This window comes from Roseateles sp. AC306, assembly GCF_979253795.1.
In genome coordinates, this window is sequence record NZ_CEEDEB010000004.1 from 363,148 (window position 1) to 388,246 (window position 25,099).

General features: G+C 66.7%; 21 protein-coding genes and 2 tRNA genes. 15 read left to right on the plus strand and 8 right to left on the minus strand.

What is annotated here, in order from left to right; genetic code table 11:
• The first annotated feature begins 1 nt into the window (after position 1).
• Positions 2 to 77, plus strand: a tRNA-Gly gene (locus AC0IZJ_RS12160).
• A 68-nt stretch (positions 78 to 145) separates the two neighbouring features.
• A tRNA-Leu gene (locus tag AC0IZJ_RS12165) sits at positions 146 to 233 on the plus strand.
• 13 nt (positions 234 to 246) lie between these two features.
• Here the strand turns inward: AC0IZJ_RS12165 and murI are convergent.
• Positions 247 to 1,089 carry a glutamate racemase gene (murI, locus tag AC0IZJ_RS12170; protein ID WP_471849972.1) on the minus strand — a complete coding sequence of 281 codons (843 nt, stop codon included), beginning with the start codon at positions 1,087 to 1,089 and terminating at the stop codon, positions 247 to 249.
• A gap of 172 nt (positions 1,090 to 1,261) precedes the next feature.
• On the opposite strand from murI, the gene AC0IZJ_RS12175 reads away from it, so the two are divergent.
• From AC0IZJ_RS12175 to AC0IZJ_RS12190, 4 genes are all read left to right on the plus strand, one after another.
• A complete protein-coding gene (locus AC0IZJ_RS12175; protein ID WP_471849974.1) occupies positions 1,262 to 2,011 on the plus strand; it encodes an electron transfer flavoprotein subunit beta/FixA family protein in 750 nt (249 codons plus the stop codon).
• Positions 2,011 to 2,943: an electron transfer flavoprotein subunit alpha/FixB family protein gene (locus tag AC0IZJ_RS12180; RefSeq protein ID WP_471849976.1), complete on the plus strand. Its 933-nt coding sequence runs from the start codon at positions 2,011 to 2,013 to the stop codon at positions 2,941 to 2,943. The genes AC0IZJ_RS12175 and AC0IZJ_RS12180 overlap by 1 nt, the downstream gene beginning before the upstream one ends.
• A gap of 72 nt (positions 2,944 to 3,015) precedes the next feature.
• Complete coding sequence (locus tag AC0IZJ_RS12185; RefSeq protein ID WP_471849978.1) at positions 3,016 to 4,803, plus strand: acyl-CoA dehydrogenase; 1,788 nt, start codon at positions 3,016 to 3,018, stop codon at positions 4,801 to 4,803.
• A gap of 11 nt (positions 4,804 to 4,814) precedes the next feature.
• Positions 4,815 to 5,768 (plus strand): NAD(P)H-dependent flavin oxidoreductase, encoded by a 954-nt coding sequence (locus tag AC0IZJ_RS12190; protein WP_471849980.1) that lies wholly within the window; start codon positions 4,815 to 4,817, stop codon positions 5,766 to 5,768.
• On the opposite strand, the gene AC0IZJ_RS12195 is transcribed toward AC0IZJ_RS12190, so the two are convergent.
• The 5 genes from AC0IZJ_RS12195 to AC0IZJ_RS12215 all read right to left on the minus strand — a co-directional run bounded on the left by AC0IZJ_RS12195 (position 5,769) and on the right by AC0IZJ_RS12215 (position 11,348).
• On the minus strand, positions 5,769 to 6,344 hold the full coding sequence (locus AC0IZJ_RS12195; RefSeq protein WP_471849982.1) for a hypothetical protein: 576 nt from the start codon (positions 6,342 to 6,344) through the stop codon (positions 5,769 to 5,771).
• Positions 6,345 to 6,354: 10 nt separating this feature from the next.
• The gene (locus AC0IZJ_RS12200; RefSeq protein ID WP_471849984.1) at positions 6,355 to 7,002 is read right to left on the minus strand and encodes a trimeric intracellular cation channel family protein; all 648 of its coding nucleotides are present in this window, start codon (positions 7,000 to 7,002) and stop codon (positions 6,355 to 6,357) included.
• Positions 7,003 to 7,021: 19 nt separating this feature from the next.
• On the minus strand, positions 7,022 to 8,584 hold the full coding sequence (locus AC0IZJ_RS12205; RefSeq protein ID WP_471849986.1) for an ABC transporter substrate-binding protein: 1,563 nt from the start codon (positions 8,582 to 8,584) through the stop codon (positions 7,022 to 7,024).
• Complete coding sequence (locus AC0IZJ_RS12210; RefSeq protein ID WP_471849988.1) at positions 8,581 to 10,149, minus strand: ABC transporter substrate-binding protein; 1,569 nt, start codon at positions 10,147 to 10,149, stop codon at positions 8,581 to 8,583. The genes AC0IZJ_RS12205 and AC0IZJ_RS12210 overlap by 4 nt, the downstream gene beginning before the upstream one ends.
• A gap of 356 nt (positions 10,150 to 10,505) precedes the next feature.
• On the minus strand, positions 10,506 to 11,348 hold the full coding sequence (locus tag AC0IZJ_RS12215) for a 2OG-Fe(II) oxygenase family protein (RefSeq protein ID WP_471849990.1): 843 nt from the start codon (positions 11,346 to 11,348) through the stop codon (positions 10,506 to 10,508).
• Positions 11,349 to 11,644: 296 nt separating this feature from the next.
• Here AC0IZJ_RS12215 and AC0IZJ_RS12220 point away from each other — a divergent pair, with 296 nt between their 5' ends.
• The 5 genes from AC0IZJ_RS12220 (at position 11,645) to AC0IZJ_RS12240 (ending at position 19,037) form a co-directional block, all read left to right on the plus strand.
• Positions 11,645 to 14,500, plus strand: coding sequence for a 2-oxoglutarate dehydrogenase E1 component (locus AC0IZJ_RS12220; RefSeq protein ID WP_471849992.1), 2,856 nt, complete (start codon positions 11,645 to 11,647; stop codon positions 14,498 to 14,500).
• 86 nt (positions 14,501 to 14,586) lie between these two features.
• Positions 14,587 to 15,849 carry a 2-oxoglutarate dehydrogenase complex dihydrolipoyllysine-residue succinyltransferase gene (gene odhB / locus AC0IZJ_RS12225; protein WP_471849994.1) on the plus strand — a complete coding sequence of 421 codons (1,263 nt, stop codon included), beginning with the start codon at positions 14,587 to 14,589 and terminating at the stop codon, positions 15,847 to 15,849.
• A 17-nt stretch (positions 15,850 to 15,866) separates the two neighbouring features.
• Positions 15,867 to 17,288 carry a dihydrolipoyl dehydrogenase gene (gene lpdA / locus AC0IZJ_RS12230; protein WP_471849996.1) on the plus strand — a complete coding sequence of 474 codons (1,422 nt, stop codon included), beginning with the start codon at positions 15,867 to 15,869 and terminating at the stop codon, positions 17,286 to 17,288.
• A 52-nt stretch (positions 17,289 to 17,340) separates the two neighbouring features.
• A complete protein-coding gene (zapE, locus tag AC0IZJ_RS12235) occupies positions 17,341 to 18,441 on the plus strand; it encodes a cell division protein ZapE (protein ID WP_471849998.1) in 1,101 nt (366 codons plus the stop codon).
• Complete coding sequence (locus tag AC0IZJ_RS12240) at positions 18,441 to 19,037, plus strand: hypothetical protein (RefSeq protein WP_471850000.1); 597 nt, start codon at positions 18,441 to 18,443, stop codon at positions 19,035 to 19,037. The genes zapE and AC0IZJ_RS12240 overlap by 1 nt, the downstream gene beginning before the upstream one ends.
• Here AC0IZJ_RS12240 and AC0IZJ_RS12245 read toward each other — a convergent pair whose 3' ends face one another.
• Positions 19,038 to 19,808 (minus strand): PP2C family protein-serine/threonine phosphatase, encoded by a 771-nt coding sequence (locus AC0IZJ_RS12245; protein ID WP_457422900.1) that lies wholly within the window; start codon positions 19,806 to 19,808, stop codon positions 19,038 to 19,040.
• A gap of 63 nt (positions 19,809 to 19,871) precedes the next feature.
• Between AC0IZJ_RS12245 and AC0IZJ_RS12250 the strand changes: the two genes are divergently transcribed.
• Together AC0IZJ_RS12250 and AC0IZJ_RS12255 are read left to right on the plus strand one after the other, a co-directional pair.
• On the plus strand, positions 19,872 to 20,075 hold the full coding sequence (locus AC0IZJ_RS12250) for a YdcH family protein (protein ID WP_471850002.1): 204 nt from the start codon (positions 19,872 to 19,874) through the stop codon (positions 20,073 to 20,075).
• Between the two features lie 94 nt (positions 20,076 to 20,169).
• The gene (locus tag AC0IZJ_RS12255; RefSeq protein WP_471850027.1) at positions 20,170 to 22,113 is read left to right on the plus strand and encodes an ATP-dependent DNA helicase; all 1,944 of its coding nucleotides are present in this window, start codon (positions 20,170 to 20,172) and stop codon (positions 22,111 to 22,113) included.
• A gap of 35 nt (positions 22,114 to 22,148) precedes the next feature.
• Here the strand turns inward: AC0IZJ_RS12255 and AC0IZJ_RS12260 are convergent, their stop codons facing one another.
• Complete coding sequence (locus AC0IZJ_RS12260) at positions 22,149 to 22,964, minus strand: outer membrane protein assembly factor BamD (protein WP_471850004.1); 816 nt, start codon at positions 22,962 to 22,964, stop codon at positions 22,149 to 22,151.
• 120 nt (positions 22,965 to 23,084) lie between these two features.
• Between AC0IZJ_RS12260 and AC0IZJ_RS12265 the strand changes: the two genes are divergently transcribed.
• The gene (locus tag AC0IZJ_RS12265) at positions 23,085 to 24,020 is read left to right on the plus strand and encodes an RluA family pseudouridine synthase (RefSeq protein ID WP_471850006.1); all 936 of its coding nucleotides are present in this window, start codon (positions 23,085 to 23,087) and stop codon (positions 24,018 to 24,020) included.
• A gap of 321 nt (positions 24,021 to 24,341) precedes the next feature.
• Positions 24,342 to 25,099 (plus strand): SMC-Scp complex subunit ScpB (scpB, locus tag AC0IZJ_RS12270; protein ID WP_471850007.1); only part of this gene is annotated, 758 nt, incomplete at its 3' end.

Consider the following 25,099-nt stretch of genomic DNA (forward strand, 5'->3'; position numbering starts at 1 on the left):
TGCGGGATTAGCTCAGTTGGTAGAGCGATACCTTGCCAAGGTATAGGTCGAGAGTTCGAGTCTCTTATCCCGCTCCACTCCTTACGGGAGATTCGATGTTCGAATCTCCCGTTTTCATTTGTGCGGCTGGATAATCCGGCGCGCTGCGCGGGTGGCGAAATCGGTAAACGCAGCGGACTTAAAATCCGCCGCCCTCAACAGGCGTACGGGTTCAAGTCCCGTCCCGCGCACCACTGTCGAAAGCGCTCAAAAGGTCAGCGGCTGCAGGCCGTTTTTGTTTTCGGGTTGCCAAGCGTGGACGTTCCTGCCGTGCCAGCCAAGCACCTGCTCGACCCAGCCTTGCAGCGCGACTGGGTTGCCGCTGGTCTCGATGTCCAGCGTGGGTTGTTCTCCCGGTGTGGGCGTCCAGAGGTCGACAGCGCGGCGTGCCACGGCGGTTTCGATGCGCAGCAGCTTCACGTCCGTTCCAAGCGCCGCCTGCCACAACGGCTCGATCAGCGGGTAGTGCGTGCAGCCCAGCAGGGCCGTGTCGACACCGCTCGCTCGCAGCGGCTCGCAGTAGCGCTCGACCAGGGCGCGCAAGGAGGCGCTCGTGAGATCACCCGCCTCGATGCGGTCGACAACACCAGCGCAGCCCTGAACGACGACCTCGCGGCCACCCGCGTGACGTTCGATCAACGCTCGCAGGCGCGCGCTCGCGGCGGTGGCGGGCGTGGCCAGCAGACCGATGCGGCCATTGCGTGTCGCGCTGACGGCCGGCTTGATGCCGGGCTCGGTGCCGACGAATGGCAGGCCGGGCCAGCGGTTGCGCAGCGCTTCGATGGCGTACGCGGTGGCCGTGTTGCAGGCGACGACGATCAGCCCGGCCCCTTGCGCAATCAGGTGCTCGCTGATCGCCAGGCTGCGTGCGCGGATGTCCTCGGGGCTGCGGTTGCCGTAGGGTGCATAGGCCGTGTCGGCCAGGTAGCGCAGCGGGGCGGTCGGCAGCAGTGTGCGCAGTTCGCGCAGCACGGTGAAGCCACCGACGCCGGAGTCAAAAACGCCGATGTTTGCGCCGACGTCGCGGCGCGGGGAGGAGTCGGTCTGCATGGGCGAAAGCAGTCTAGCGTCTCGATTCGAGAGGCCTCCTCAAAAAGACTTTCACCGGCGCCTTACGGTGTATCGCTAGAATAGAACGATCGTGCTTTTTTGCGCCAGGCCCCGTACAGGCTGCCTCGTAGAATCAACTTAACGTACACGTCAATTCAAGCTGGAGTTTTCGATGAAAGTCTTGGTCCCGGTAAAGCGCGTCGTCGACTACAACGTCAAGGTGCGCGTGAAGAGTGATGGCACGGGTGTCGACATTGCCAATGTGAAGATGTCGATGAACCCCTTTGACGAGATTGCCGTCGAAGAAGCCGTGCGCCTGAAGGAGAAGGGCGTCGTCACCGAGGTGATCGCCGTGTCCTGCGGTGTCACGCAGTGCCAGGAAACGCTGCGCACGGCGATGGCCATTGGCGCCGATCGGGCCATCCTCGTCGAGACGACGGAAGAGCTGCAGCCGCTGGCCGTGGCCAAGCTGCTGAAGGCGCTGGTGGACAAGGAAGGCCCGAGCCTGGTCATCCTCGGCAAGCAGGCCATCGACGACGATTGCAACCAGACCGGCCAGATGCTGGCGGCTCTGAGCGGCATGCCTCAGGGCACGTTCGCGAGCAAGGTTGAAGTGAGCGGCGACAAGGTCAACGTGACCCGCGAGGTCGACGGCGGCCTGGAAACGGTGTCCCTGAGCCTGCCGGCCGTCATCACGACCGACCTGCGTCTGAACGAGCCGCGCTATGTGACGCTGCCCAACATCATGAAGGCGAAGAAAAAGCAGCTCGACATCCTCAAGCCCGCCGACCTGGGCGTTGACGTGACGCCGCGCATCAAGACGCTCAAGGTCAGCGAGCCGCCCAAACGCGGCGCTGGCGTGAAGGTGGCCGACGTGGCCGCGCTGGTGAACAAATTGAAGACTGAAGCGAAGGTGATCTGATGACTGCGCTCGTTATTGCTGAACACGACAACGCCTCAATCAAGGGCGCGACTCTGAACACCGTCACGGCTGCCGTGGCCACCGGTGGCGAAGTGCATGTGCTGGTCGCCGGCCACAACGCCGCCGCTGCTGCCGCCGCTGCCGCTCTGATCGCTGGCGTCACCAAGGTGTTGCACGCCGACTCAGCCGCTTTGGCTGAAGGTCTGGCCGAGAACGTCGCCGCCCAGGTGATCGCCGTGGCCTCGGGCTACAGCCATCTGCTGTTCCCGTCGACCGCCTCGGGCAAGAACGTTGCGCCGCGAGTCGCCGCGCTGCTGGATGTGGCCCAACTGAGCGATGTGACCAAGGTCATCAGCGCCGATACCTTCGAGCGCCCCATCTACGCCGGCAACGCGATTGCAACGGTGCAGAGCAGCGACGCAACCAAGGTGCTGACCGTGCGCACGACGGGTTTCGACCCGGCGGCTGCCGCGGGCGGTTCGGGCGCCGTGGAGACCGTGGCAGCCGCTGCCGACAGCGGCAAGAGCAGCTTCGTCGGCCGTGAGGTGACCAAGAGCGACCGCCCTGAACTGACCGCCGCCAAGATCATCGTGTCGGGTGGCCGCGCGCTGGGCTCGAACGAGAAGTTCATGGAAGTGCTGACGCCGCTGGCCGACAAGCTGGGCGCGGCCCTCGGTGCTTCGCGCGCTGCCGTCGACGCGGGCTATGCGCCCAATGACTGGCAGGTCGGCCAGACCGGCAAGATCGTCGCGCCTCAGCTCTACATCGCCGCCGGCATCTCGGGCGCCATCCAGCATCTGGCCGGCATGAAGGACTCCAAGGTCATCGTCGCGATCAACAAGGACGCGGAAGCGCCGATCTTCTCGGTGGCCGACTACGGCCTGGAAGCCGACCTGTTCACGGCTGTGCCTGAACTCGTCGCCGCGCTGTAAACCGACGCCGATCACTGCCGGGCGCCCCGACCGTCGTCGCGGCGCCCTTTTTGTTTCCGCCAGGAGGAACAAATGAGTTACCAAGCTCCCGTCAAGGACATGCTCTTCAACATCCAGCACCTCGCCGGGCTGGAGACGCTCACGGAGCAAGTCCCTGCCTTCGCCGACTTCGGCATGGAAACCGCTGCCGCCGTGCTGGAAGAGTGCGCCAAGCTGACGCAGGACGTCATCGCGCCGCTGAACTTCGAGGGCGACAAGAACCCGTCGGCGTGGAAGGACGGCGTGGTCACGACGACGCCGGGTTTCAAGCATGCCTTCCGTGCCTATGCCGAAGGCGGCTGGCAGGGGCTGGTGCACCCGCCCGAGTTCGGCGGCCAGGGCGCGCCCAAGACGATTGCTGCGGCCTGCAACGAGATGCTGCAGGCGGCCAACATGAGCTTTGCGCTCTGCCCGCTGCTGACCGACGGCGCCGTCGAGGCGCTGCTGACCGCCGGCACCGACGAGCAGCGTGCCGTCTACATCCCCAAGCTGCTGGACGGCTCGTGGACCGGCACGATGAACCTGACCGAGCCGCAGGCCGGCTCGGACCTGGCGTTGGTGCGCACGCGTGCCGAGCCGCAAGGCGACGGCACTTACAAGGTCTTCGGCACCAAGATCTTCATCACCTACGGTGAGCACGACATGGCGGAAAACATCGCCCATCTCGTGCTGGCCCGGGTCGTCGGCGCGCCCGAGGGCGTCAAGGGCATCAGCCTGTTCCTGGTGCCCAAGTTCCTGGTCAATGCGGACGGGACGTTAGGCGAACGCAACGACGTGCATTGCGTCTCCATCGAACACAAGATGGGCATCAAGGCCAGCCCGACGGCCGTGCTGCAGTTCGGCGATCACGGCGGCGCCGTCGGCACGCTGATCGGCCAGGAGAACCGCGGCCTGGAGTACATGTTCATCATGATGAACGCGGCCCGCTATGGCGTGGGTCTGCAGGGCATCGCCATCGCCGACCGTGCCTATCAAAAGGCAGTGGGTTACGCGAAAGACCGCGTGCAGTCCCGCCCCGTGGACGGCTCGGTGGCCGGCAGCGCCGCCATCATTCATCACCCCGATGTGCGCCGCATGCTGATGACGATGCGCGCGCTGACCGAGGGTTGCCGCGCGATGGCGAGCACGGCGGCGGCGGCGTTCGATGCGGCCCATCACCACCCGGACGCCGACGCACGCAAGCAGAACCAGGCCTTCTACGAGTTCATGGTGCCGTTGGTGAAGGGCTACAGCACCGAGATGAGCCTGGAGGTCACATCGCTCGGCGTTCAGGTCCACGGCGGCATGGGCTTCATCGAGGAGACCGGCGCGGCGCAGTACTACCGCGATGCCAAGATCCTGACCATCTACGAGGGCACGACCGCCATCCAGGCCAACGACCTGGTCGGCCGCAAGACGGCGCGCGACGGCGGCCAGCTGGCGCGTGCAGTGGCGGGACAGATCGAAGTGACCGAAGCAGCGCTGGCCAAGCGCGACAGCGTCGCCGCCCGTGCCGTGTTGAAGGCCTTGCGTGCGTCCCGCGAGGACTACCTCGCCGCCGTCGACTTCATCGCCGGTTCTGCAAAGGGCAACCCGAACGCGGCCTATGCCGGTTCGGTGCCCTATCTGATGCTGGCCGGCAACCTCGTGGCCGGCTGGCAACTCGCCCGCGCGCTGCTGGCGGCGGAAGACGCGTTGGCGACTGACAAGGAATTCATGGGCGCCAAGATCGTGACGGCGCGCTTCTACGCCGAACACATCCTGCCGCGCACCGCGTCCTTGCGCTCGGCCATCGTCGACGGCGCCGACAGCGTCACGGCGCTGGCGCTGGAATCTTTCTGACGGAGTTGAGATTGGCCCTGCCTCCCATCCTGCAAAACCTGCCGCTGCCCATCATCGGCTCGCCGCTCTTCATCATCAGCAACCCCAAGCTCGTCATCGAGCAGTGCAAGGCGGGCGTCGTCGGTTCCATGCCGGCGCTGAATGCCCGCCCGGCAGAACTGCTGGACGAATGGCTCAACGAGATCACGATCGAGCTGGCCGCCTACAACCGCGCCAACCCGGACAAGCCGGCCGCGCCCTTTGCCATCAACCAGATCGTGCACAAGAGCAACGAGCGCCTGGAGCACGACATGCAGGTCTGCGCCAAGTACAGGGTGCCCATCATCATCACGAGCCTGGGTGCGCGCGAGGACGTGAACGCGGCCGTGCATGGCTGGGGCGGCATCGTGCTGCACGACATCATCAACAACAAGTTCGCTCGCAAGGCCATCGAGAAGGGCGCTGACGGCCTCATCGCCGTGGCCGCAGGGGCTGGGGGCCATGCGGGCGTGAAGAGCCCGTTCGCGCTCATTCAGGAGATCCGCGAATGGTTCGACGGCCCGGTGGCGCTGTCGGGCGCCATTGCCAGCGGCGACGCGGTGCTGGCTGCGCAGGCCATGGGTGCCGACCTGGCCTACATCGGCTCCGCTTTCATCGCGACGGATGAGGCGCGCGCCAGCGAGGCCTACAAGCAGATGATCGTTGCCAGCAACAGCGACGACATCGTCTACAGCAACCTCTTCACCGGTGTGCACGGCAACTACCTGCGCGGCTCCATCGTCGCGGCCGGCATGGATCCGGACAAGCTGCCCGAGAGCGACCCAAGCGCGATGAACTTCGGCGGCAGCGCGGCCAAGGCCTGGAAGGAGATCTGGGGCAGCGGCCAGGGCATAGGCGCCGTGCGCGAGGTGCTGCCGGCGGCGCAGCTGGTGGCGCGGCTCGGGCGCGAATACCGGGCGGCGCGGGAGCGTCTGGCGCTGGGCTGATCAACCGCCTTGGGCCACAGCAGGCAGCCAGGCCATGGGCGCTGTCAAGTTGATGAGCTCGATGTTGTAGATCTCGTGGCCCGGTCGGACTTGATAGTTCTCGTGCACCCATTCGCCGCCAGCGTAGTAGCGCGCACCGTGCAGAAAGCGCTCGCGCTCGATGCCGCCCAGCAGCCACATCCGCCGCTCGGCAATTTCATAGGTCATGAAGAAATAGTGATCAATGGGCTCTGCCGCGTGGCGGGCCGTGATCTGGGCCGTGTAGTCGATGCGCGGCCGCACTTTGCGCTTGACGGTCTTGACCCCGATCCGAACGCCCTCCGCAGTCACGAAATCGGGTTCGCCGGCGGCGTCGTCGAGGACCCAGGTGAAGCCCTGGATGCCTTCATGCTTCAACCATGACTTGAAGACCTTCTCGCCCAAGTCACCCACCCAGCGTTCGTCAGTCTCGGCCTCGGCGTAGATGTTCCCGTAATGGCGATCGCGCTCGGCCCGGAACTGCTTCGCGCCCTCCTCGTGTTCAGCACCGACCAGAAGTGATATCCACCCGCTGGGGTGAAGCTGGCTGTTCGTCATGCCGGCGACCTCAGCGTTTGTGGATGCGCCAGGCCGGCAGCGTCCAGCCCGTCCAGAGCGCCAGCGCGCGCAACAGCACTGCCGTGGCGGCCGCAGCCGTGATGGCGGCCCACTGCGGTGCGTTCATCTGCACCGCCGCCACCAGCACCCAGGCGCCGACGAAGCTGCACAGCGCATACGGCCGGTGGTCGTGGAAGGCAGCCGGGATCTCGTTGCAGACGATGTCGCGCAACACGCCGCCAAAGGTGGCCGTGACGACGCCCATCAGCACGGCGACGATGGTCGGCTGGCCCAGGTCCAGCGCGATCAGCGTGCCATTGGCGGTGAAGAGGCCCAGGCCCAGCGCATCGGGCCACTGGATCGCCTTCTCCGTCAGCGCCAGATGGCGACGGCGCAGCAAAAGCATCGCGGCAAAGGACAGGCCCATCAGCCCCCACAGCCAGTCGGCATGCTCGACCCAGAAGAAGGGGCGCCGGTCCAGCAGCACGTCGCGGAGCGTGCCGCCACCGAAAGCGGACAGCCCCGCAATGATGCAAAGGCCGACGACATCGAGCTGCTTGCGTGCGCCGGCCAGCAGGCCGGACAGCGCGAAGGCGAGAGTGGCGGTGATCTCGACGACGGACTGGATCGTCGAGAAGTTGACGACGGGTGGCTTCACGCCGGCATCATTTCACCATTCACTTCACTGTTGCCCAGCGCGCCTGCGGTGCGTCATTGGCGGAGTGCGGGATGCTGACGCCGGCCTTCATCGCCCACGGTCGCACCTGGTGGTGGATGGGGATGAAGAGGTACTCGTCGCGGGTGCGCTTCAGCGCCTCCTGCATCAGGGCCAGGCGCTTGGGTACGTCGGTCTCGACCTTCATCTGCTGCACGAGCGCGTCCACCTTGGCATCGCTGACGCGCGAGTAGTTGCCCTTGCCGTCGGCGCCGCTGGTCTTGGTGTGGACGATGTCCTGCAGCGTGTACTGCGCATCGAAGGTCGTCACGCCCCAGCCGTACATGTAGAGCGGCAGCTCGAAGCGCTGCAGCGCGGCGGAGTGCTGGGTCATGGGCTGGGTCGTCAGCTTGGCCTTGATGCCAATGCGCGCCCACATCGACACGACGGCCTGGCAGATCTCCTCGTCGTTGACGTAGCGGTCGTTCGGGCAGGCCAGCGGCGTCTCGAAGCCGTCGGCATAGCCGGCGTCAGTCATCAGCTGCTTGGCGCGCGCGACGTCGGGCTTCTGCACCACATCCAGTTCCGCCGAATGACCATAGGCCACCGGCGCCACCATCAGGGCCGCCGGGATGGACAGGCCGCGCATCAAGCTGCGCTTGATGGCCTCGCGGTCGATGGCCAGCGACATGGCCTCGCGCACACGCCTGTCCTTGAAGGGGTTCTTGCCCTTCACGCTCGCGCCCTTGATCTCGTCGCTGGCCGCGTCGATGGCGAAGAAGATAGTGCGGTTCTCGGGGCCTTCCACGACCTTGAGGCGGGGGTCGGCCTTGAGCTTGGCGACATCCTGCGGCGGCAGGTCGGTCAGCAGGTCCAGGTCGCCCGACAGCAGCGCGGCGACGCGTGTGGCGTCCGACTTGATCGGCAGATACGTCACCTCGGCGATGTTGCCCTTGGGCTTGTCCCACCAGTCCTTGTTGGCCACCATCGTGACCCGCTGGTCTGGCGTCCAGCCGGTGATCCTGAACGGCCCCGTGCCCATCGCGTTGCGCGCGGCGTAGGTGTCCTCCTTGGCCTTGAAATCCTGTGGGTTCTCGGAGCGGTTCTTGGTCGCCCAGGCCTTGCTGACGATGCGCACGAAGGTCAGGTTGCGCAGCAGCACGGGGCTGGGGCCTTCCAGCACCAGGTCCACCGTGTGGCTGTCGATCTTCCTGACCTCCTTGATGCCCGACACGTAGATGACCATGTTGCTGGCCGGGTGCCTGATGCGCTGCAGGCTAAAGACCACGTCGTCTGCCGTGAACGGCGTGCCGTCATGGAACTTGACGCCCCGGCGCAGTTCGAAGCGCACCTGGGTCGGCGTCGTGTAGGTCCATTTCGCGGCCAGCGCGGGCTCGACGTCGAAGGTCTCGGTGTAGCGCGTCAGCCCTTCATACGCATAGCCCTGGATGGTTGTCGTCGCGGAGTGGTTCTGCGAATGCGGGTCCAGCGTCTGGATGTCGTTCTGCGCCGCCCAGCGCAGCGTGTTGGCGCCAGCCAGGTGGGTGGCCAGCAGCAGGGCGGCAAGTGTGGCGAGTTGCTTCATTTGACGGTGGTGTAGCGAGCTTCGAAGTAGTCGTTGGACCGGTGGGTGGTGTCCACGCCCGGCTTCATCGCCCAGGGTCGGATCTGGTGATGGATGGGAATGAAGAGGGCCTCATCGCGAATGCGCAGCAGCGCCTCCTTGATCAGCGCATTGCGCTTCGGCACATCGGGCTCGAACTTGATCTTCTGGATCAGGCCGTCAAGCGTCGCGTCGCTGACCTTGCCGAAGTTGAAGTTGCCGTCGGCGCCCTGGGTGCGCGTGTGGCCCCAGGCCTGCATGGCGTACAGCGAGTCGTAGGTCGACACGCCCCAGCCCAGCATGAAGAAAGGTGACTCACCGCGCTGAAAGGTCTGGCTGTGCGTGGCGAACGGAGCGGCGACGAGGCGCGTCTTGACGCCGATCTTGGCCCACATCGACACCGCCGCCTGGCAGACCTGCTCGTCGTTGACATAGCGGTTGTTGGGGCAGTGCAGCGGCACGTCGAAGCCTTGCGGATAGCCGGCCTCGGCCAGCAGCTTGCGGGCCTTGTCGAGGTCTGGCTTGACTGGCGTGTCCAGCGCCGCGTCATAGCCATTCACGCCCGGCGGCACCATCAACGCGCCCGGTACCGACAAGCCGCGCATGATGCTGCGCTTGATCGCCTCGCGGTCCAGCGCCAGGTTCATGGCCTCGCGCACGCGCTTGTCCTTGAACGGGTTCTTGCCCTTCACGCTGGACTCGCGCAACTCGTCGCTGCCCTGGTCCATGACGAAGAAGATGGTGCGGATCTCCGCGCCCTCCAGCAGCTTGACCTTGCCGTCTTCCTTGAGCTTGAAGAAGTCCTGCGGCGGCAGGTCGGTGACGAGGTCCACGTCGCCCGACAGCAGCGCCGCCACCCGCGTGGGCGGCGACTTGATCGGCAGATAGCTCAACTCGGTCACATTGCCCGGGTTCTTGTCCCACCAGTCCTTGTTGGCCACCATCTTCACGGCCTGGTCGGGTTGCCAGATCACCAGCTTGTAGGGCCCGGTGCCGTTGGCGTTGCGCGAGGCGTAGTTCTCTTCCTTGGCCTTGTAGTCCTGCGTGTTGGTCGTGTTGTTCTTGGTTGCCCACGCCTTGCTCATGATGGGGAAGCTGATGATGTTCTGCAGCAGCATCGGCGTGGGCGCTTCCAGCAGCAGGTCGACGGTGTGGTCGTCGATCTTCCTGATCTCCTTGATGCCCGACACGTAGGTCTGCTTGGTGCCCTGCGGCTGCGTGATGCGGCCGAAGCTGAAGACGACGTCGTCCGCCGTGAACGGCGCGCCGTCGTGGAACTTGACGCCCTTGCGCAACTCGAAGCGCACCTGAGTCTGGGTCAGATAGGTCCACTTGGTGGCCAGCGACGGCTCGGGCCGGTAGTCCCTGCCCAGCCGCGTCAGGCCCTCGTAGATGTGGGTGCCGATGGCGTTGGAGGTGTTGTGGTCCTGCGAGTGCGGGTCCAACGTCAGGATGTCGTTCTGCGCGGCCCAGCGCAGTGGGGCGGCGGTCGCGCTGCCCAGGGTCAGGGCGAGCAGCAGGGGCAGGAGACGAAAGGTGGCATTCATGCGGCTTCCTTGTGGGACGGCAGAAGCCAAAAAATGTAGCGGCAGTGGCAGGCGCTCCGGCTAGGGCTTGCCCGCTACTTCTAGGGAGCAATCGCAACCGCTGCCGGATGAAATCCAGCGCTTCACCAGCCAGCCGCCGATCCTGCCAACCAAGCCGCTCGATTGCGCCGTCAGCGCCCCGCACACATAGCGTGCACCGTCCCAACGCAGGGCGACGCATGCACCCTTGAGGCGCCGGCTCAGGATCGCGCCGAGCGGGCAGGGCTCGGCCAGGCAGCAGACGCCGCAGCCGTTGCAGGGTTCCCCGAGCGCCGGCTTGGGCGGCGCGTCGGGGTGGATGGCGATGACCCGCTGAGTCAGGTTTTCACGCCCAGCTCGCGCAGGCGCTCATCGAGGTAGCTGTTGGCCGTGTAGCGATCCGACAAGACCACGTCGTCGCGCGGATGAAGGAACAGCGGCAGCGACACGCGGCTCTTCTTGGCGCCTTCGCCGGTCGGGTTGACGACGCGGTGCTGGGTCGACGGGTAATAGCCCTCGGAGGCTTCCTGCAGCATGTCGCCGATGTTGATGGTCAGCGTGCCGAAGTCGCAGGGCACGTCGTGCCAGGCGTTGTCGGTGCCCAGCACCTGCAGGCCGGGCTCGTTGGCGGCGGGCAGGATGGTCAGCAGGTTGATGTCGCCGTGGGCCGCCGCGCGGATGGAACCGGCCGGCTCGTCGCCCGTCAGCGGCGGGTAGCGCAGCACGCGCAGCAGCGTCTTGCTGCTGCCTTTGATCATGTTGGACAGCGGCTCCCGGTACCTGGCGGCGATCTCGGGCGGCGTGTAGCGCTCCACCCAGCCCAGCAGTTCCTCCGCCAGTGCGTTGGCCTCGCGGTAGTAGGTGAGGGCGTCTTGCTTCAACTGCTCGGGGATGCGACCCCAGGGGTAGACGTGGAAGTACTCCTTGATGTCCTTCTGTTTGGAGCCCTTCGCGGTTTCGGAAATCGCGGTGGAGAAATAGCCGTCCTGCGTTTCCTTGGAAAACGCAAACCCGTGCTTGGCCTCGCTGTTGAAGAAGGCCAGCCAATCGGCATAGATCTTCTCCACAAGTGCCTGTCGGATCGGATGGTTGGTCAGCACGCCGAAACCGGTCTCGTGCAGGGAGCGGGTGAACTTCTCGGCCGCGTCGGGTGCGCGGTAGTCGACGACCTGAACTTGCATGGGATCTCCTCAATGTCCCTCGCCAGCAGCCATTCAATCGCGGGGCTGAAGCGGGCGCAAGTTTACGAGTCAGTCAACTTTTAGGCGTGCTGCCGCGTGAAGTTTGTCGCACCCTCAACCACGGCTCGGGCAAACCCGCAGTGCTAGAGTCCGTCCCCTGAAAGTTTTATTCCTTCCCGTCCCTTTTGCTGGAAACAGTGAAGGTGGGTCGCAATCCGCAAATCGGTCGAGCCGTGTCGCGGAAGGTTCTTCAACCAGCCAACTCCCTGGAAACCGGGGCATGAGGTGAGCGAAAGATGATGCAGCAATACAGGTCCAACTCCTACCTGTTCGGCGGTAACGCGCCCTATGTGGAGGAGATGTACGAGGCCTACCTCGACAACCCCGGTTCCGTCCCCGACAACTGGCGCGCCTATTTCGACGCGTTGCAGCACGTCCCGGCGGTCGATGGCAGCGAGGCCCGTGATGTGGCCCATGCCCCGGTGGTCGAATCCTTTGCCCAGCGCGCCAAGGCCAACGCCTTCGCCAGCAAGGCCAGCAGTGCCGATCTGGCCGTCGCCCGCAAGCAGGTCCACGTCCAGTCGCTGATCGCGGCCTACCGCTTCCTCGGGAATCGCTGGGCGGAGCTGGACCCCCTCAAGCGCGCCGAGCGCCCCAAGATTCCCGAACTCGACCCCGCGTTCTACGACCTGACCGAGTCCGACATGGACATCTCGTTCAGCGCCGTGAACAGCTATTTCGGCGGCGAGACGATGACGCTGCGCCAGATCGTGCAGGCCCTGCGCGAGACCTACTGCGGCAGCATCGGTTCCGAATTCATGCACGGCTCCGACCCGGCCGAGAAGCGATGGTGGCAGGAGCGCCTGGAGAAGGCGCGCGGCAAGCCCAGCTTCAGCGCCGAAGAGAAGAAGCACATCCTCGACCGCCTGACCGCGGCCGAAGGCCTGGAGCGCTACCTGCACACCCGTTACGTCGGCCAGAAGCGCTTCTCGCTGGAAGGCGGCGAGAGCTTCATCGCGGCGATGGACGAAGTGATCCAGCGCGGCGGCGAGCGCGGCGTGCAGGAAATCGTCATCGGCATGGCCCACCGCGGCCGTCTGAACGTGCTGGTCAACACGCTGGGCAAGATGCCCGCCGACCTGTTCGCCGAATTCGAGCACAAGGCTGCCGAAGACCTGCCGGCGGGCGACGTCAAGTACCACCAGGGCTTCAGCTCGGACGTGTCCACGCCTGGCGGCCCGGTGCACTTGAGCCTCGCCTTCAACCCGTCCCACCTAGAGATCGTCAACCCGGTCGTCGAAGGCAGCGTGCGCGCCCGCCAGGACCGCCGCGGCGACAGCGAAGGCGCCCAGGTGCTGCCGGTGCTGGTGCACGGTGATGCAGCCTTCGGTGGCCAGGGCGTTGTCCAGGAAACGCTGGCGATGGCCCAGACCCGGGGCTACCGCACCGGCGGCACGGTGCACATCGTCATCAACAACCAGATCGGCTTCACCACCAGCGACCCGCGCGACCTGCGCTCGACCTGGTACTGCTCGGACGTCGTCAAGATGATCGAGGCGCCGGTGCTGCACGTGAATGGCGACGACCCCGAGGCGGTCGTCTGGGCCACGCAGCTGTGCATGGACTACCGCGCCGAGTTCAAGAAGGACGTGGTGCTGGACATCGTCTGCTTCCGCAAGCTGGGCCACAACGAGCAGGACACGCCGGCTCTGACCCAGCCGATGATGTACAAGAAGATCGCCGCCCACCCCGGCACGCGCAAGGTCTACGGCGACAAGCTGGTGGCGCAGAACGTGTTGCCGGCCGAAGGCCCGGACGACATGGTCAAGGCCTACCGCGCCGCCATGGACGAAGGCCGCCACACGGTCGACCCGGTGCTGACCAACTTCAAGAGCAAGTTCGCCACCGACTGGTCGCCCTTCCTCGGCAAGAAGTGGACGGACAACTGCGACACGGCGATCCCCGTGGCCGAGTGGAAGCGCCTGGCCGAAAAGCTGACGACGCTGCCCAAGGACTTCGCCCCGCACAACCTCGTCGCCAAGCTCTACGCGGACCGCGCCACGATGGGCCGTGGCGAGGTCAACATCGACTGGGGCATGGGCGAGTCCATGGCCTTCGCGTCGCTGGTGGCCTCGGGCTACCCGGTGCGCCTGTCCGGTGAGGACAGCGGCCGCGGCACCTTCACCCACCGCCACGCCGTGCTGCATGACCAGAACCGTGCCAACTGGGACGCCGGCACCTATATCCCGTTGCAGAACGTGGCTGACGGCCAGGCACCGTTCACCGTCATCGACTCCATCCTGTCCGAAGAAGCCGTGCTGGGCTTCGAATACGGCTATGCCGCTGCCGAGCCGAACACGCTGACGATCTGGGAAGCCCAGTTCGGCGACTTCGTCAACGGCGCCCAGGTCGTCATCGACCAGTTCATCGCCTCCGGCGAAGTGAAGTGGGGCCGCTCCAACGGCCTGACGATGATGCTGCCGCACGGCTACGAAGGCCAGGGCCCCGAGCACAGCTCGGCGCGCCTGGAGCGCTTCATGCAGCTGGCCGCGGACAACAACATGCAGATCGTGCAGCCCACCAACGCCGCGCAGATCTTCCACGTGCTGCGCCGCCAGATGCTGCGCATGTTCCGCAAGCCGCTGGTCATCATGACGCCCAAGAGCCTGCTGCGGGCCAAGGACGCGACCTCGCCGCTGGTCGAATTCACCAAGGGCGAGTTCAAGACCATCATCGGCGAGCAGGACGCGACGGTGAGCGCAGAGAAGGTCAAGCGCGTCATCGTCTGCTCAGGCAAGGTGTACTACGACCTGGTGCGCGCGCGTGCCGAGAAGAAGTCTGCCGACGTGGCCATCGTGCGCGTCGAACAGCTCTACCCCTTCCCGCACAAGGCCTTCGCGGCGGAGCTCAAGAAGTACCCGAACGCGACGGACATCGTCTGGTGCCAGGATGAACCGCAGAACCAGGGCGCCTGGTTCTTCGTGCAGCACTATGTGCACGAGAACATGAGCGAAGGCCAGAAGCTCGGCTACGCCGGCCGCCCGGCCAGCGCCAGCCCGGCCTGCGGCTATGCGCACCTGCACCAGGAGCAGCAGAAGGCGCTGCTCGATCAGGCCTTCGCCAAGCTCAAGGGCTTCATCCTCACCAAATAAGACTGCGTTGCGCGGCGCCTGCTCAGGCGCTGCGTTCGCTTGCGCCTGCGCACATCACACCCAAATAAGACACGGAGCCTCCCACCATGGCCATCGTTGACGTTCAAGTCCCCCAGTTTTCCGAATCCGTTTCCGAGGGCACGCTGCTGACCTGGAAGAAGAAGCCCGGCGAGGCCGTCACCATCGACGAAACCCTCGTCGAGATTGAGACCGACAAGGTCGTGCTCGAAGTGCCCGCACCGGCCTCCGGCGTGCTGAGCGACGTCCTGGTCGCTGACGGCAGCACCGTCACCAGCCAGCAACTGCTCGCCAAGATCGACAGCGAAGGCAAGGCAGGCGCTGCGGCTCCTGCGCCTGCTGCTGCGGCTCCCGCTGCTGCACCCGCCGCGGCTGCTGCGCCTGCCGCCGCCACCGGCGGCAGCAAGGGCGACGTGGCCATGCCCGCCGCTGCCAAGATCCTGGCCGAGAAGGGTCTGGCCGCGACCGACGTCGCCGGCTCCGGCAAGGACGGCCGTGTGACCAAGGGCGACGCTCTCGGCGCCTCTGCCAAGCCTGCCGCTGTCGCTGCCCCGCTGGTCGTGCCCGCCTCGCCCGCCGTCGCCAAGCCGCTGCCGGCCGTGGCCGCACCGGCTCAGCAGAACCTGGGCGACCGCCCCGAGCAGCGCGTCCCCATGACCCGCCTGCGCGCCCGCATCGCCGAGCGCCTGGTGCAGTCGCAGTCCACCAACGCGATCCTGACCACCTTCAACGAAGTCAACATGGCCCCGGTCATAGAGATGCGCAAGAAGTTCCAGGAGAAGTTCGAGAAGGAGCACGGCGTCAAGCTCGGCTTCATGAGCTTCTTCGTCAAGGCGGCCGTCGCGGCGCTGAAGAAGTACCCGATCATCAACGCGTCGGTCGACGGCAACGACATCGTCTATCACGGCTACTTCGACATCGGCATCGCCGTCGGCTCGCCTCGCGGCCTCGTCGTGCCGGTGCTGCGCAATGTCGACCAGATGAGCTTTGCCGACATCGAGAAGAAGATCGCCGAGTTTGGCCAGAAGGCCAAGGACGGCAAGCTGTCCATCGACGACCTGACCGGCGGCACGTTCTCCATCTCGAACGGCGGCACCTTCGGCTCGATGCTGTCCACGCCCATCATCAACCCGCCGCAATCGGCCATCCTGGGCGTGCACGCCACCAAGGACCGCGCCGTGGTCGAGAACGGTCAGGTCGTCGTGCGCCCGATCAACTACCTCGCCATGTCCTATGACCACCGCATCATCGACGGCCGCGAAGCCGTGCTGGGGCTGGTCACGATGAAGGAAGCGCTCGAGGATCCCGCTCGCCTGCTGTTCGACATCTAAGACAAGGAACGATCAGCATGAGCACCAAGCAATTCGACGTCGTCGTCATCGGCGGCGGCCCCGGCGGCTACATCGCCGCCATCCGCGCGGCCCAGCTGGGCATGAACGTGGCCTGCATCGACGAGTGGAAAAACGACAAGGGCGGCCCCGCCCTGGGCGGCACCTGCACCAACGTCGGCTGCATCCCGTCCAAGGCGCTGTTGCAGTCCAGCGAGCACTACGAGCAGCTGAACCACCACTTTGCCGACCACGGCATCACGGCCGACAACGTCAAGATGGACGTCGCCAAGATGCTGGCCCGCAAGGACCAGGTCGTGAAGCAGAACAACGACGGCATCGTCTACCTGTTCAAGAAGAACAAGGTCACGTTCTTCCACGGTCGCGGCTCGTTCGTTGCCGCCAAGGATGGCGGTTATGAACTCAAGGCCGGCGAGGAAGTCATCCAGGCCAAGCAGGTAATCGTCGCCACCGGCTCGAACGCCCGTGCGCTGCCCGGCGTGCCCTTCGACGAAGAAAACATCCTCTCCAACGACGGCGCCTTGCGCGTCGGCGCGACGCCCAAGAAGCTGGGCCTGATCGGCGCTGGCGTCATCGGCCTGGAGATGGGCTCGGTCTGGCGCCGCCTGGGCGCTGAAGTCACCGTGCTGGAAGGCCTGCCGGCCTTCCTCGGTGCGGTGGACGAGAGCGTCGCCAAGGAGGCCGCCAAGGTCTTCAAGAAGCAGGGGCTGGACATCCAGCTCGGTGTGAAGGTCGGCGAAGTCAAGTCGGGCGAAAAGGGTGTCAGCGTCGCCTACACCGATGCCAAGGGCGAGGCGAAGACGCTGGAGGTCGACAAGCTGATCGTCTCCATCGGCCGCGTGCCAAATACGATCGGCCTTGGGGCCGAGACCATCGGCCTCAAGCTGGACGAGCGCGGCGCCATCGTCGTCGACGACGATTGCAAGACCAACCTGCCCGGCGTCTGGGCCATCGGCGACGTCGTGCGCGGCCCGATGCTCGCGCACAAGGCCGAGGAAGAGGGCGTGGCCGTTGCCGAGCGCATGGCTGGCCAGCACGGTCACGTCAACTTCAACACCGTGCCCTGGGTCATTTACACCAGCCCCGAGATCGCCTGGGTCGGCAGGACCGAACAGCAGCTCAAGGCCGACGGCGTGGCCTACAAGGCCGGGCAGTTCCCCTTCCTGGCCAACGGCCGCGCGCGCGCGCTGGGCGACACCACCGGCTTCGTCAAGTTCCTGGCCGATGCCAAGACCGACGAGATCCTGGGCGTGCACATCATTGGTCCGTTCGCATCGGAGCTGATCTCCGAGGCCGTCGTCGCCATGGAGTTCAAGGCCTCGGCCGAGGACATCGCACGCATCTGCCATGCGCACCCGTCGCTGAGCGAGGCGACGAAGGAAGCGGCGCTGGCCATCGACAAGCGCACGCTGAACTTCTGATCGCGCGCAGCGAATCGAAAGGGGCGGCCAGACAGTCGCCCCTTTTTTTGCGATGACCTCAGTCACTGATCTCTACCAGCAGACCCTCACCGAGCGTGGCTACCAAGCCGACGCGGCGCAGCTGCGCGCGGTCGAAGCCTTGCAGCGCTGCCAGGACGAATGGGCCAGCTACAAGGCCCGCCGCGCCAACGCCGTCACCAAGCTGCTGGTGCGCCCGCCCATCCCGCGTGGCGTCTACATGTACGGCGGCGTGGGGCGGGGCAAGAGCTTCCTGATGGACTGCTTCTTCCAGGCCGTGCCGCTGACGCGCAAGACGCGCCTGCACTTCCACGAGTTCATGCGCGAGGTGCACCGCGAGCTGCAGGAGCTCAAGGGCATCGCCGATCCGCTGGACGAGCTGGGCAAGCGCATCGCGCGCCGCTTTAGGCTGATCTGCTTCGACGAATTCCACGTCTCCGACGTGACCGACGCGATGATCCTGCACCGGCTGCTGGACGCGCTGTTCCGCAACCGCGTGTCCATCATCACGACGTCCAACTTCCACCCGGACGGCCTCTATCCCAACGGCCTGCACCGCGACCGCATCCTGCCGGCCATCGAGCTGCTGAAGGCCAATCTCGAGGTCATCAACGTTGACGCCGGCACCGACTACCGGCGCCGCACGCTGGAGGACATGAACCTCTACCTGACGCCGATCAACGACGCGAACGAAGCGGCGCTCACGCAGGCCTTCGAGTCCCTCGCCGAAGCCCAGGACGAGGACCGCAAGTTGATGATCGAGCACCGCGCCATCCTCGCCCGCCGGCGCGCCGGCGGCGTCGTCTGGTTCGACTTCCAGACCTTGTGCGGCGGCCCGCGCTCGCAGAACGACTACCTGGAGCTGGCCAGCCAGTTCCACACCGTCATCCTGTCCGACGTGCCCGAGATGCCAGTGCGCCTGGCCAGCGAGGCGCGCCGCTTCACCTGGCTGGTGGACGTGCTCTACGACCGTCGCGTCAAGCTCATCATCTCGGCCGCCGTGCCGGCCGATCAGCTCTATACCGAGGGCCCGCTGGCCCACGAATTCCCGCGCACCGTGTCGCGCTTGCAGGAAATGCGCTCGGCGGAGTACCTTGCACTGGCCCGCCGTGAAGTCGATACCTCACTGACCTGATGAGTCTCCTGCTGATCCTCATTGCTGCCGCCGCCGCGTCAGCGCCGCCCCAGCCCGCCACGCGCGCCGAGGTCGCCGCCCAGCGCGTGGCCGTGGAGCAGCGCTTTGCGCGCGAGAAGCTCGAATGCGAGCAGCGCTTTGCCGTCAGCCCCTGCCTCGAGGAGCTGCGCAAGCGCCGCCAGGACGCGCTGGCACCGTTGGTCCGCCATGAGCACCAACTCGCTGCCGAAGAGCGCCGCGCCCGCGCCGCCGCCCAGACGCAGCGCGTGAAGGAGCGCGAACTGGCTGCCGCCCAGGACGAGGGCCAACGCCGCGAGCGGCTGCTGGCCGCGCCACAGTCATCGCCACCGGCGACCCCCGCGTCCCGTCCGACCAGGAGCCGCAGCCCCGAGGCGGCCGAACGCGAGCAGCGCCAGGCCCTCAGCAAGGCTGAAGCTGAGGCGGCTCAGCGCCGCGAACGGGCGCAGCAGCGGGAGGAGCGCATGCGCCAGCGCATCGCCGACAACGAGGCCAAGCTGAAGTCGCGCGGGAAGCCGGCCGCGCCTCTGCCCTTGCCGCCGCGCTTGCCTGCATCGGGCGCGTCTGCGCCCAAGTGATCAGTCGAGGTTCTCGAGCTTGACGATGGCAACCGAGAGGTTGTCGCCGCCGCCCCGGGCCCGCTGGCGCGCCTTGCTGACCAACAGCTCGGCCGCCTCGCGCGGCGGCAGGCTGTACAGCACGCTGCCCAGCTCCTGGGCGGTGAAGTAGTGCCACAGGCCATCGCTGCAGCACATCAGCGTGTCGCCCACTTCCAGGCCCTCGAAGCGCTCCGACGTCGACGTCGGGTCCTGCACCGTGCCCAGGCAGGCCGTCAGCAGATTGCTCTGCGGATGCGAGCTGGCCTCGGCCTCGGTCAGCTGGCCTTCGTCGACCAGGCGCTGCACATAGGAATGGTCCATCGAGCGCTTCACCAAGCGGGCGCCGCGGAACCAGTAGATGCGCGAGTCGCCGGAATGGATCCAGTGCACGCAGCGGTCGCTGCTGACGACGAAACCCGCGATGGTGCTGTGCGGCTCCTCCTCTGCGGAGATGGCCGTCAGCTTGATCATCAAGTGGGCCTCGGACGTGATCTGGCCCAGCAGTTCGGCGGGCGATTCGTCGTCGGGGGAGTAGCGCTCGAAGAGCTGGCGCGCGGTCAGGATGACCTGGTCAGCCGCCTTGCGGCCGCCGCTCTTGCCGCCCATGCCGTCGGCCACGATGCCCATCACGCAGCCCTCGATGCGAGGGTGGGCGACGACGGCCACCTGGTCCTGCTGATAGGCGCGATCCCCGCGATGGGTGCCGGTGGCGGCGTTGAGTCGGAATCCGACGGCGGAGGAGGAGGCCATGCCGAAAACTATACTGGCCCGTTCGCTTTGGCCCGTCGCGACCTTCCCTTGCAACCCCCCGGAATGGATGAACAACTTCACTCGTTGACCCGGCGGTTGATCGAGTTGCGCATGGAGCATGCCGACCTCAACGCAATGATCGACCGGCTGGTCGAACAGCCACCGTTGGACGAACTGGCGCTGCAGCGTCTGAAGAAGCGCCGCCTGGCGCTGCGCGACATGATGGCCCGGCTGGAGGCCGCAACGGAGCCCGATGACCTCGCCTGACCTAGACGACTGGCTCGACGCGCTCGATCAGGCCACCCCTGCCGCACCTCCTGCCGCCGACGAACTGGAACAGTCCGTGCTGGCCGCCTTCGACATGGATGGCCCGCTGGCGCGGCTGGACAAGGGCTACAAGCCGCGCGAGCAACAGTTGCAGATGAGCCGGGCCGTCGCCCGCGCGCTGGCACGCCGCCACGCGCTGGTCGTCGAGGCCGGCACCGGCGTCGGCAAGACCTTTGCCTACCTCGTGCCCACGCTGCTGGCCGGCAGCCGGGCCCTCATCAGCACGGCCACCAAGAGCCTGCAGGACCAGCTCTTTCTGCGCGACCTGCCGAGGCTGACCAAGGCGCTGAACATGCCGGTACGGCTGGCCCTGCTGAAAGGCCGCAGCAGCTACCTGTGTCTGCACCGCATGAAGGAAGCGCGCGTGTCCGGCGAGTTCCCGGACCGCCGCACGGCGCTGTCGCTGGCGCGCATCGAGCGCTGGGCACTGGGCACGACGACGGGTGACTTCGCCGAGATAGACGGCCTGGACGAGCGCTCGCCCATCATCCCCATCGTCAGCTCCAGCCGCGAGAACTGCCTGGGTCAGGAGTGCCCGGACTGGAAGGCCTGCTACGTGGTCAAAGCGCGGCGCGAGGCGATGGATGCGGACGTCGTCGTCGTCAACCATCACCTGTTCTTTGCCGACATGACGCTGCGCGACACGGGCGTGGCGGAGCTGCTGCCCAGCGTCGAGATCGCCGTTTTCGACGAGGCCCACCAGCTCGCCGAGGCCGGCGTGCAGTTCCTCGGCACGCTGCTGGGCACGGCCGCGCTGATCGACTTCGCCCGCGACACGCTGGCCCAGGGCCTGGCCCATGCCCGCGGTGTGCACGACTGGCAGGCCTTGCATGCGGCCGTCGAGAAGGCGGCGCGCGAGTTGCGCCTGGCCGCCGCCGGGGCGCTTGCCACGGCTGGCCGCGAGCTGCGCGGGACGCTCAAGCTGGGCTGGAAGGAGCGCGCCAGCCAGCCGGCCTTCGGCGCGGCCCTGCTGGGTGTCGAGACGGCCTGCGCGCAGGCGCTCGAAGCGCTGACAGCCGTGCGCGAGGCCGCCCCCGACTTCGCCCGCCTGTGCGAGCGAGCGCAGGAGCTGCGCGACCTCGCCAAGCGCTTCGCCGCCGACCCGGACCCGGGCGATGTGCGCTGGATCGACATCAGCCCGCATGCGGCCCGCCTGGTCGAGTCGCCGCTGGACATCCGCGAGGCCATGCAGGCACAGCTCGAGGGGCCGCCCAAGGCCTGGGTGTTCACGTCGGCCACGCTTGGCGACGACGACGGCCTGACCTGGTTCACCGAGCCCGCCGGCCTGACCGGTGCCGAGGTGCTGCGCGTAGGCAGCCCCTTCGACTACCCAGCCAATGCGCGCCTGTACGTGCCGCGTGGCTTCCCCAAGCCCAGCGAACCCGCCCACCCGGCCAGCGTCGCGCTGCTGGCCTCGCGTCTGGCCCAGGCCCTGGGCGGCCGCACCTTTGTGCTGACAACGACGCTGCGCAACCTGCAGACCGTGGCCGATGCACTGCGCGAGCGCTTCGAGGAAACGGGTGCCGCCATCGCCGTGCTGCAGCAGGGCGCCCTCCCGAAGCGCGTGCTGCTGCAGCGTTTCATCGACAACCCGGCGTCCGTGCTGGTCGGCTCGGCCAGCTTCTGGGAGGGCATCGACGTGCCGGGCGACGCGCTGCAATGCGTCGTCATCGACAAGCTGCCCTTCCCGCCGCCCAACGACCCGCTCGTGGAGGCGCGCGTGCAGCGCCTGGAGGCGCAGGGGCGCAATGCGTTTTCGGAGTATTTCGTCGCTGAGGCGGCGATTGCGTTGAAGCAGGGCGCCGGGCGCCTGATCCGCACCGAGACCGACCGTGGCCTGCTGGTGGTGTGCGATCCGCGCATGGCCGGCATGAACTACGGCCGCCGCCTGCGCGCCGCGCTGCCACCGATGACGGCAGTGGCCAATGAGGCCGAGGCGCTGGCCTGGCTCCAGCTCCTCAATGCAGAACGGGCCTGACGGCCCGTTCAATCCAGTTCAGCGGCGCCGCGCGCTCACCAAAGCTTCCACCAGGGCTTCTTGTTCTTGGCGCCGCCGGTGGCGTAGGCGCTGTCGGGGAAGTTCTTGTCCAGCACGCGGCGGGCGTCGTCGCGCAGCTGGGTCAGGCCGAGCTTGTCGTAGCTCTCGCCCATGATGTAGAGCGCTTCCTCGATACCGGGCGCGTACTGGAACTCGGCCACGGCCGTCTGGGCGCGGTTGGCTGCGGCGACATAGGCCTTGCGGTTGAAGTAGTAGCGCGCGACGTGCACCTCGTAGGCCGCCAGCGTGTTGGAGATGAAGTTGGCGCGCGCCGTCGCGTCGGGCGTGTAGCGAGACTCGGGGAATTGCTCGGCGAGCTGGCGGAAGGCCAGCAGCGCCTCGCGCGAGGCCTGCTGGTCGCGCTCGGAAACGTCCTGGCCGGCCAGGCGACCGAACAGGCCCAGGTCTTCGTTGAAGTTGACCAGGCCCTTCATGTAGAGGGCGTAGTCCATCGCCGGGCTGGACGGGTTGAGCTTGATGAAGCGGTCCAGCGTCGTGACTGCTTGCGCACGCTCGGCGGTCTTGTAGTAGGCCCAGGCCAGATCGAGCGTCGCCTGCTGGCCCATCGGCGTGCCGGCGGCGCGGCCTTCGATCTTCTCCAGCGTCTTGATCGCGCGGTCATAACTGCCGGCATTCAGATCGTCTTTTGCGTCTGAATACAATTTGTCGAGGGCGGCCTGGGAGTTCGGGTCGTCCTTGCCCATGGAGCCGCAGCCGCTCATGCCGAGCGCGAGCGCCATCAGGACGGCGCCGGCGACGATGCGACCGGCCTTGAATTTCTCAACAAACATGTCTGAAGTCGGGGCTTAGCTGCCGGCCGGTCACACTGAACAATGGACGCGGAGTATAGGGTGGGGGGTCAAGACGATTTCGAGCAAGACGCAGAGGACAGCAGCGACGCGGAAAGGCGCGTGGCCGACGTTGACGCCGCCGGCCATGGCGAACGCCTGGACCGCTGGCTGACGACCCAGGCGCCGGAGTTCTCGCGCAACCACCTGCAGGTCCTCATCGAGCGAGGCTGCGTCGCCGCGGACGGCAAGCCGATCACCAAGCCGGCCCACAAACTGCGCGCGGGCCAGCGCATCGAGATCGAGCTGCAGCCGACCGACGAAAGCCGCGCCTTCCGCGCCGAGGCGATGGCGCTGGACTTCGTCTTCGAGGACGAGCACCTGCTGGTCGTCAACAAGCCCGCCGGCCTGGTCGTGCACCCTGCCGCTGGCAACTGGTCGGGCACGCTGATGAACGGCCTGCTTGCCCACCACGCGGCCGCCGCCACGCTGCCGCGCGCTGGCATCGTGCACCGGCTGGACAAGGACACCAGCGGCCTGATGATCGTCGGCAAGACAACGGAAGCTGTCACGGCGCTGAGCCGCCAGATCGGCGCGCGCGAGGTGCACCGCGAATACCTGGCCCTGGCCTGGGGCCGCGCCGACGAGGCCTTCGTCGTCGACAAGCCGCTGCGCCGCGACCCGATTTCGCGCGTGAAGATGGCAGTGGCGCCGGCCAACATGGGCAAGCCGGCGCGCACCGATGTCTTCCCGCTCGGCGTGGGTGAGGTGGAGGTCGGTATTCAGAGCCGGCCTGTCAGCGCCGTGCACTGCGTGCTGCACTCCGGGCGCACCCACCAGATTCGCGTCCACCTCATGCACAGCGGCCACCCGCTGGTGGCGGACACGCTGTACGGCGGCTTGCAGGCCTTGGGCCTGACGCGCCAGGCCCTGCATGCGGCGCGGCTGTCGTTCACGCACCCGGCTACCGGCGAGACCCTCGTGCTGAGCGCGCCGCCCCCCGCCGACCTGGCCGCCGCGTGGGCCGAAATCGGCGCCGCCGGGCTGCCTGAGGATTGAAGTGCGCCCACGCTCGCGCTGCCCGCTGCCTCCGCGAAGGGGGGCGTTCTCGGCTTCGGACGGCCGGGCGCTGCTGACGTGGCTACAATGCGCTTCGGTTGTCATGCCTGAGCGCTGCCCGATTTGGATGCAGCCCGTAGCGGGATCGCAGTCACCCGAAGCTGCCAACCACCTCGATGGCGCACCCGGCCCTTGAAGGCCAGGGCCGCGCCCGATGCAAGCCAGACCGCCCCAGCCGCCTGACGAACGCTTAATTGAAAGCGTCCAGACGCCGGGGCCCACCGCCAGAGCTCTACCCATTGAGGGTGCGAAGTTGAGTTCATGAACACACAGGATGCCAAGCGCGTCCTCGAAACCGCGCTGATCTGTGCCTCGCAACCGCTGACGCTGCGCGAGATGCGCAGTCTGTTTGCCGACGAGCTGGGTGCCGACAGCGTGCGCAGCCTGCTCGACGATCTTTCCCGTGACTGGGAAGGCAAGGGCGTCGAACTGGTCGCGCTGGCCTCGGGCTGGCGCTTCCAGAGCCGCCCCGAGCTGCGCGAATACCTCGACCGGCTGCACCCCGAGAAGCCGCCGCGCTACTCGCGTGCCGTGCTGGAAACGCTGGCCATCATTGCCTACCGACAGCCGGTCACGCGCGGCGACATCGAAGACATCCGTGGTGTTGTCGTCGCGACCCAGATCGTCAAGCAGCTCGAAGACCGCGGCTGGATCGAAGCCATCGGCCACCGCGAGACGCCCGGCCGGCCGGCGCTGTACGCAACCACCAAGTCCTTCCTCGACGACCTGGGGCTGGCCAGCCTGGAACAACTGCCGGCCCTCGAAGCCGGTGGCGAGCCGCCGGCCTTCGAGGCGCTGCAAGGCCAGTTGCTGAACGACGCCGAAGATGCGCCGGCAGTGATGCCCGACGAGGCGCCCGAAGAAGCATTCGCACCGATGCCTGAGCAAGCGCCAGAAGCAGCGCCAGAAGCAGCGCCTGCCGAAACGCCAGAGGCGCCCGTGTTGTCGCGTAGCCTTTTTGGCGACGACGGCACGCCCGCACTGCCGAACCCCGACCCTTCCGACCCCACCCCCACGCC

Excerpts from the sequence above, each read along its gene's own strand:
- murI (WP_471849972.1), bottom strand. The coding sequence starts at position 1,089 with ATGCAGACCGACTCCTCCCCGCGCCGCGACGTCGGCGCAAACATCGGC.
- AC0IZJ_RS12175 (WP_471849974.1), top strand. The coding sequence starts at position 1,262 with ATGAAAGTCTTGGTCCCGGTAAAGCGCGTCGTCGACTACAACGTCAAG.
- AC0IZJ_RS12180 (WP_471849976.1), top strand. The coding sequence starts at position 2,011 with ATGACTGCGCTCGTTATTGCTGAACACGACAACGCCTCAATCAAGGGC.
- AC0IZJ_RS12185 (WP_471849978.1), top strand. The coding sequence starts at position 3,016 with ATGAGTTACCAAGCTCCCGTCAAGGACATGCTCTTCAACATCCAGCAC.
- AC0IZJ_RS12195 (WP_471849982.1), bottom strand. The coding sequence starts at position 6,344 with ATGACGAACAGCCAGCTTCACCCCAGCGGGTGGATATCACTTCTGGTC.
- AC0IZJ_RS12205 (WP_471849986.1), bottom strand. The coding sequence starts at position 8,584 with ATGAAGCAACTCGCCACACTTGCCGCCCTGCTGCTGGCCACCCACCTG.
- AC0IZJ_RS12210 (WP_471849988.1), bottom strand. The coding sequence starts at position 10,149 with ATGAATGCCACCTTTCGTCTCCTGCCCCTGCTGCTCGCCCTGACCCTG.
- AC0IZJ_RS12215 (WP_471849990.1), bottom strand. The coding sequence starts at position 11,348 with ATGCAAGTTCAGGTCGTCGACTACCGCGCACCCGACGCGGCCGAGAAG.
- AC0IZJ_RS12220 (WP_471849992.1), top strand. The coding sequence starts at position 11,645 with ATGATGCAGCAATACAGGTCCAACTCCTACCTGTTCGGCGGTAACGCG.
- odhB (WP_471849994.1), top strand. The coding sequence starts at position 14,587 with ATGGCCATCGTTGACGTTCAAGTCCCCCAGTTTTCCGAATCCGTTTCC.
- lpdA (WP_471849996.1), top strand. The coding sequence starts at position 15,867 with ATGAGCACCAAGCAATTCGACGTCGTCGTCATCGGCGGCGGCCCCGGC.
- zapE (WP_471849998.1), top strand. The coding sequence starts at position 17,341 with ATGACCTCAGTCACTGATCTCTACCAGCAGACCCTCACCGAGCGTGGC.
- AC0IZJ_RS12240 (WP_471850000.1), top strand. The coding sequence starts at position 18,441 with ATGAGTCTCCTGCTGATCCTCATTGCTGCCGCCGCCGCGTCAGCGCCG.
- AC0IZJ_RS12245 (WP_457422900.1), bottom strand. The coding sequence starts at position 19,808 with ATGGCCTCCTCCTCCGCCGTCGGATTCCGACTCAACGCCGCCACCGGC.
- AC0IZJ_RS12250 (WP_471850002.1), top strand. The coding sequence starts at position 19,872 with ATGGATGAACAACTTCACTCGTTGACCCGGCGGTTGATCGAGTTGCGC.
- AC0IZJ_RS12255 (WP_471850027.1), top strand. The coding sequence starts at position 20,170 with ATGGATGGCCCGCTGGCGCGGCTGGACAAGGGCTACAAGCCGCGCGAG.
- AC0IZJ_RS12260 (WP_471850004.1), bottom strand. The coding sequence starts at position 22,964 with ATGTTTGTTGAGAAATTCAAGGCCGGTCGCATCGTCGCCGGCGCCGTC.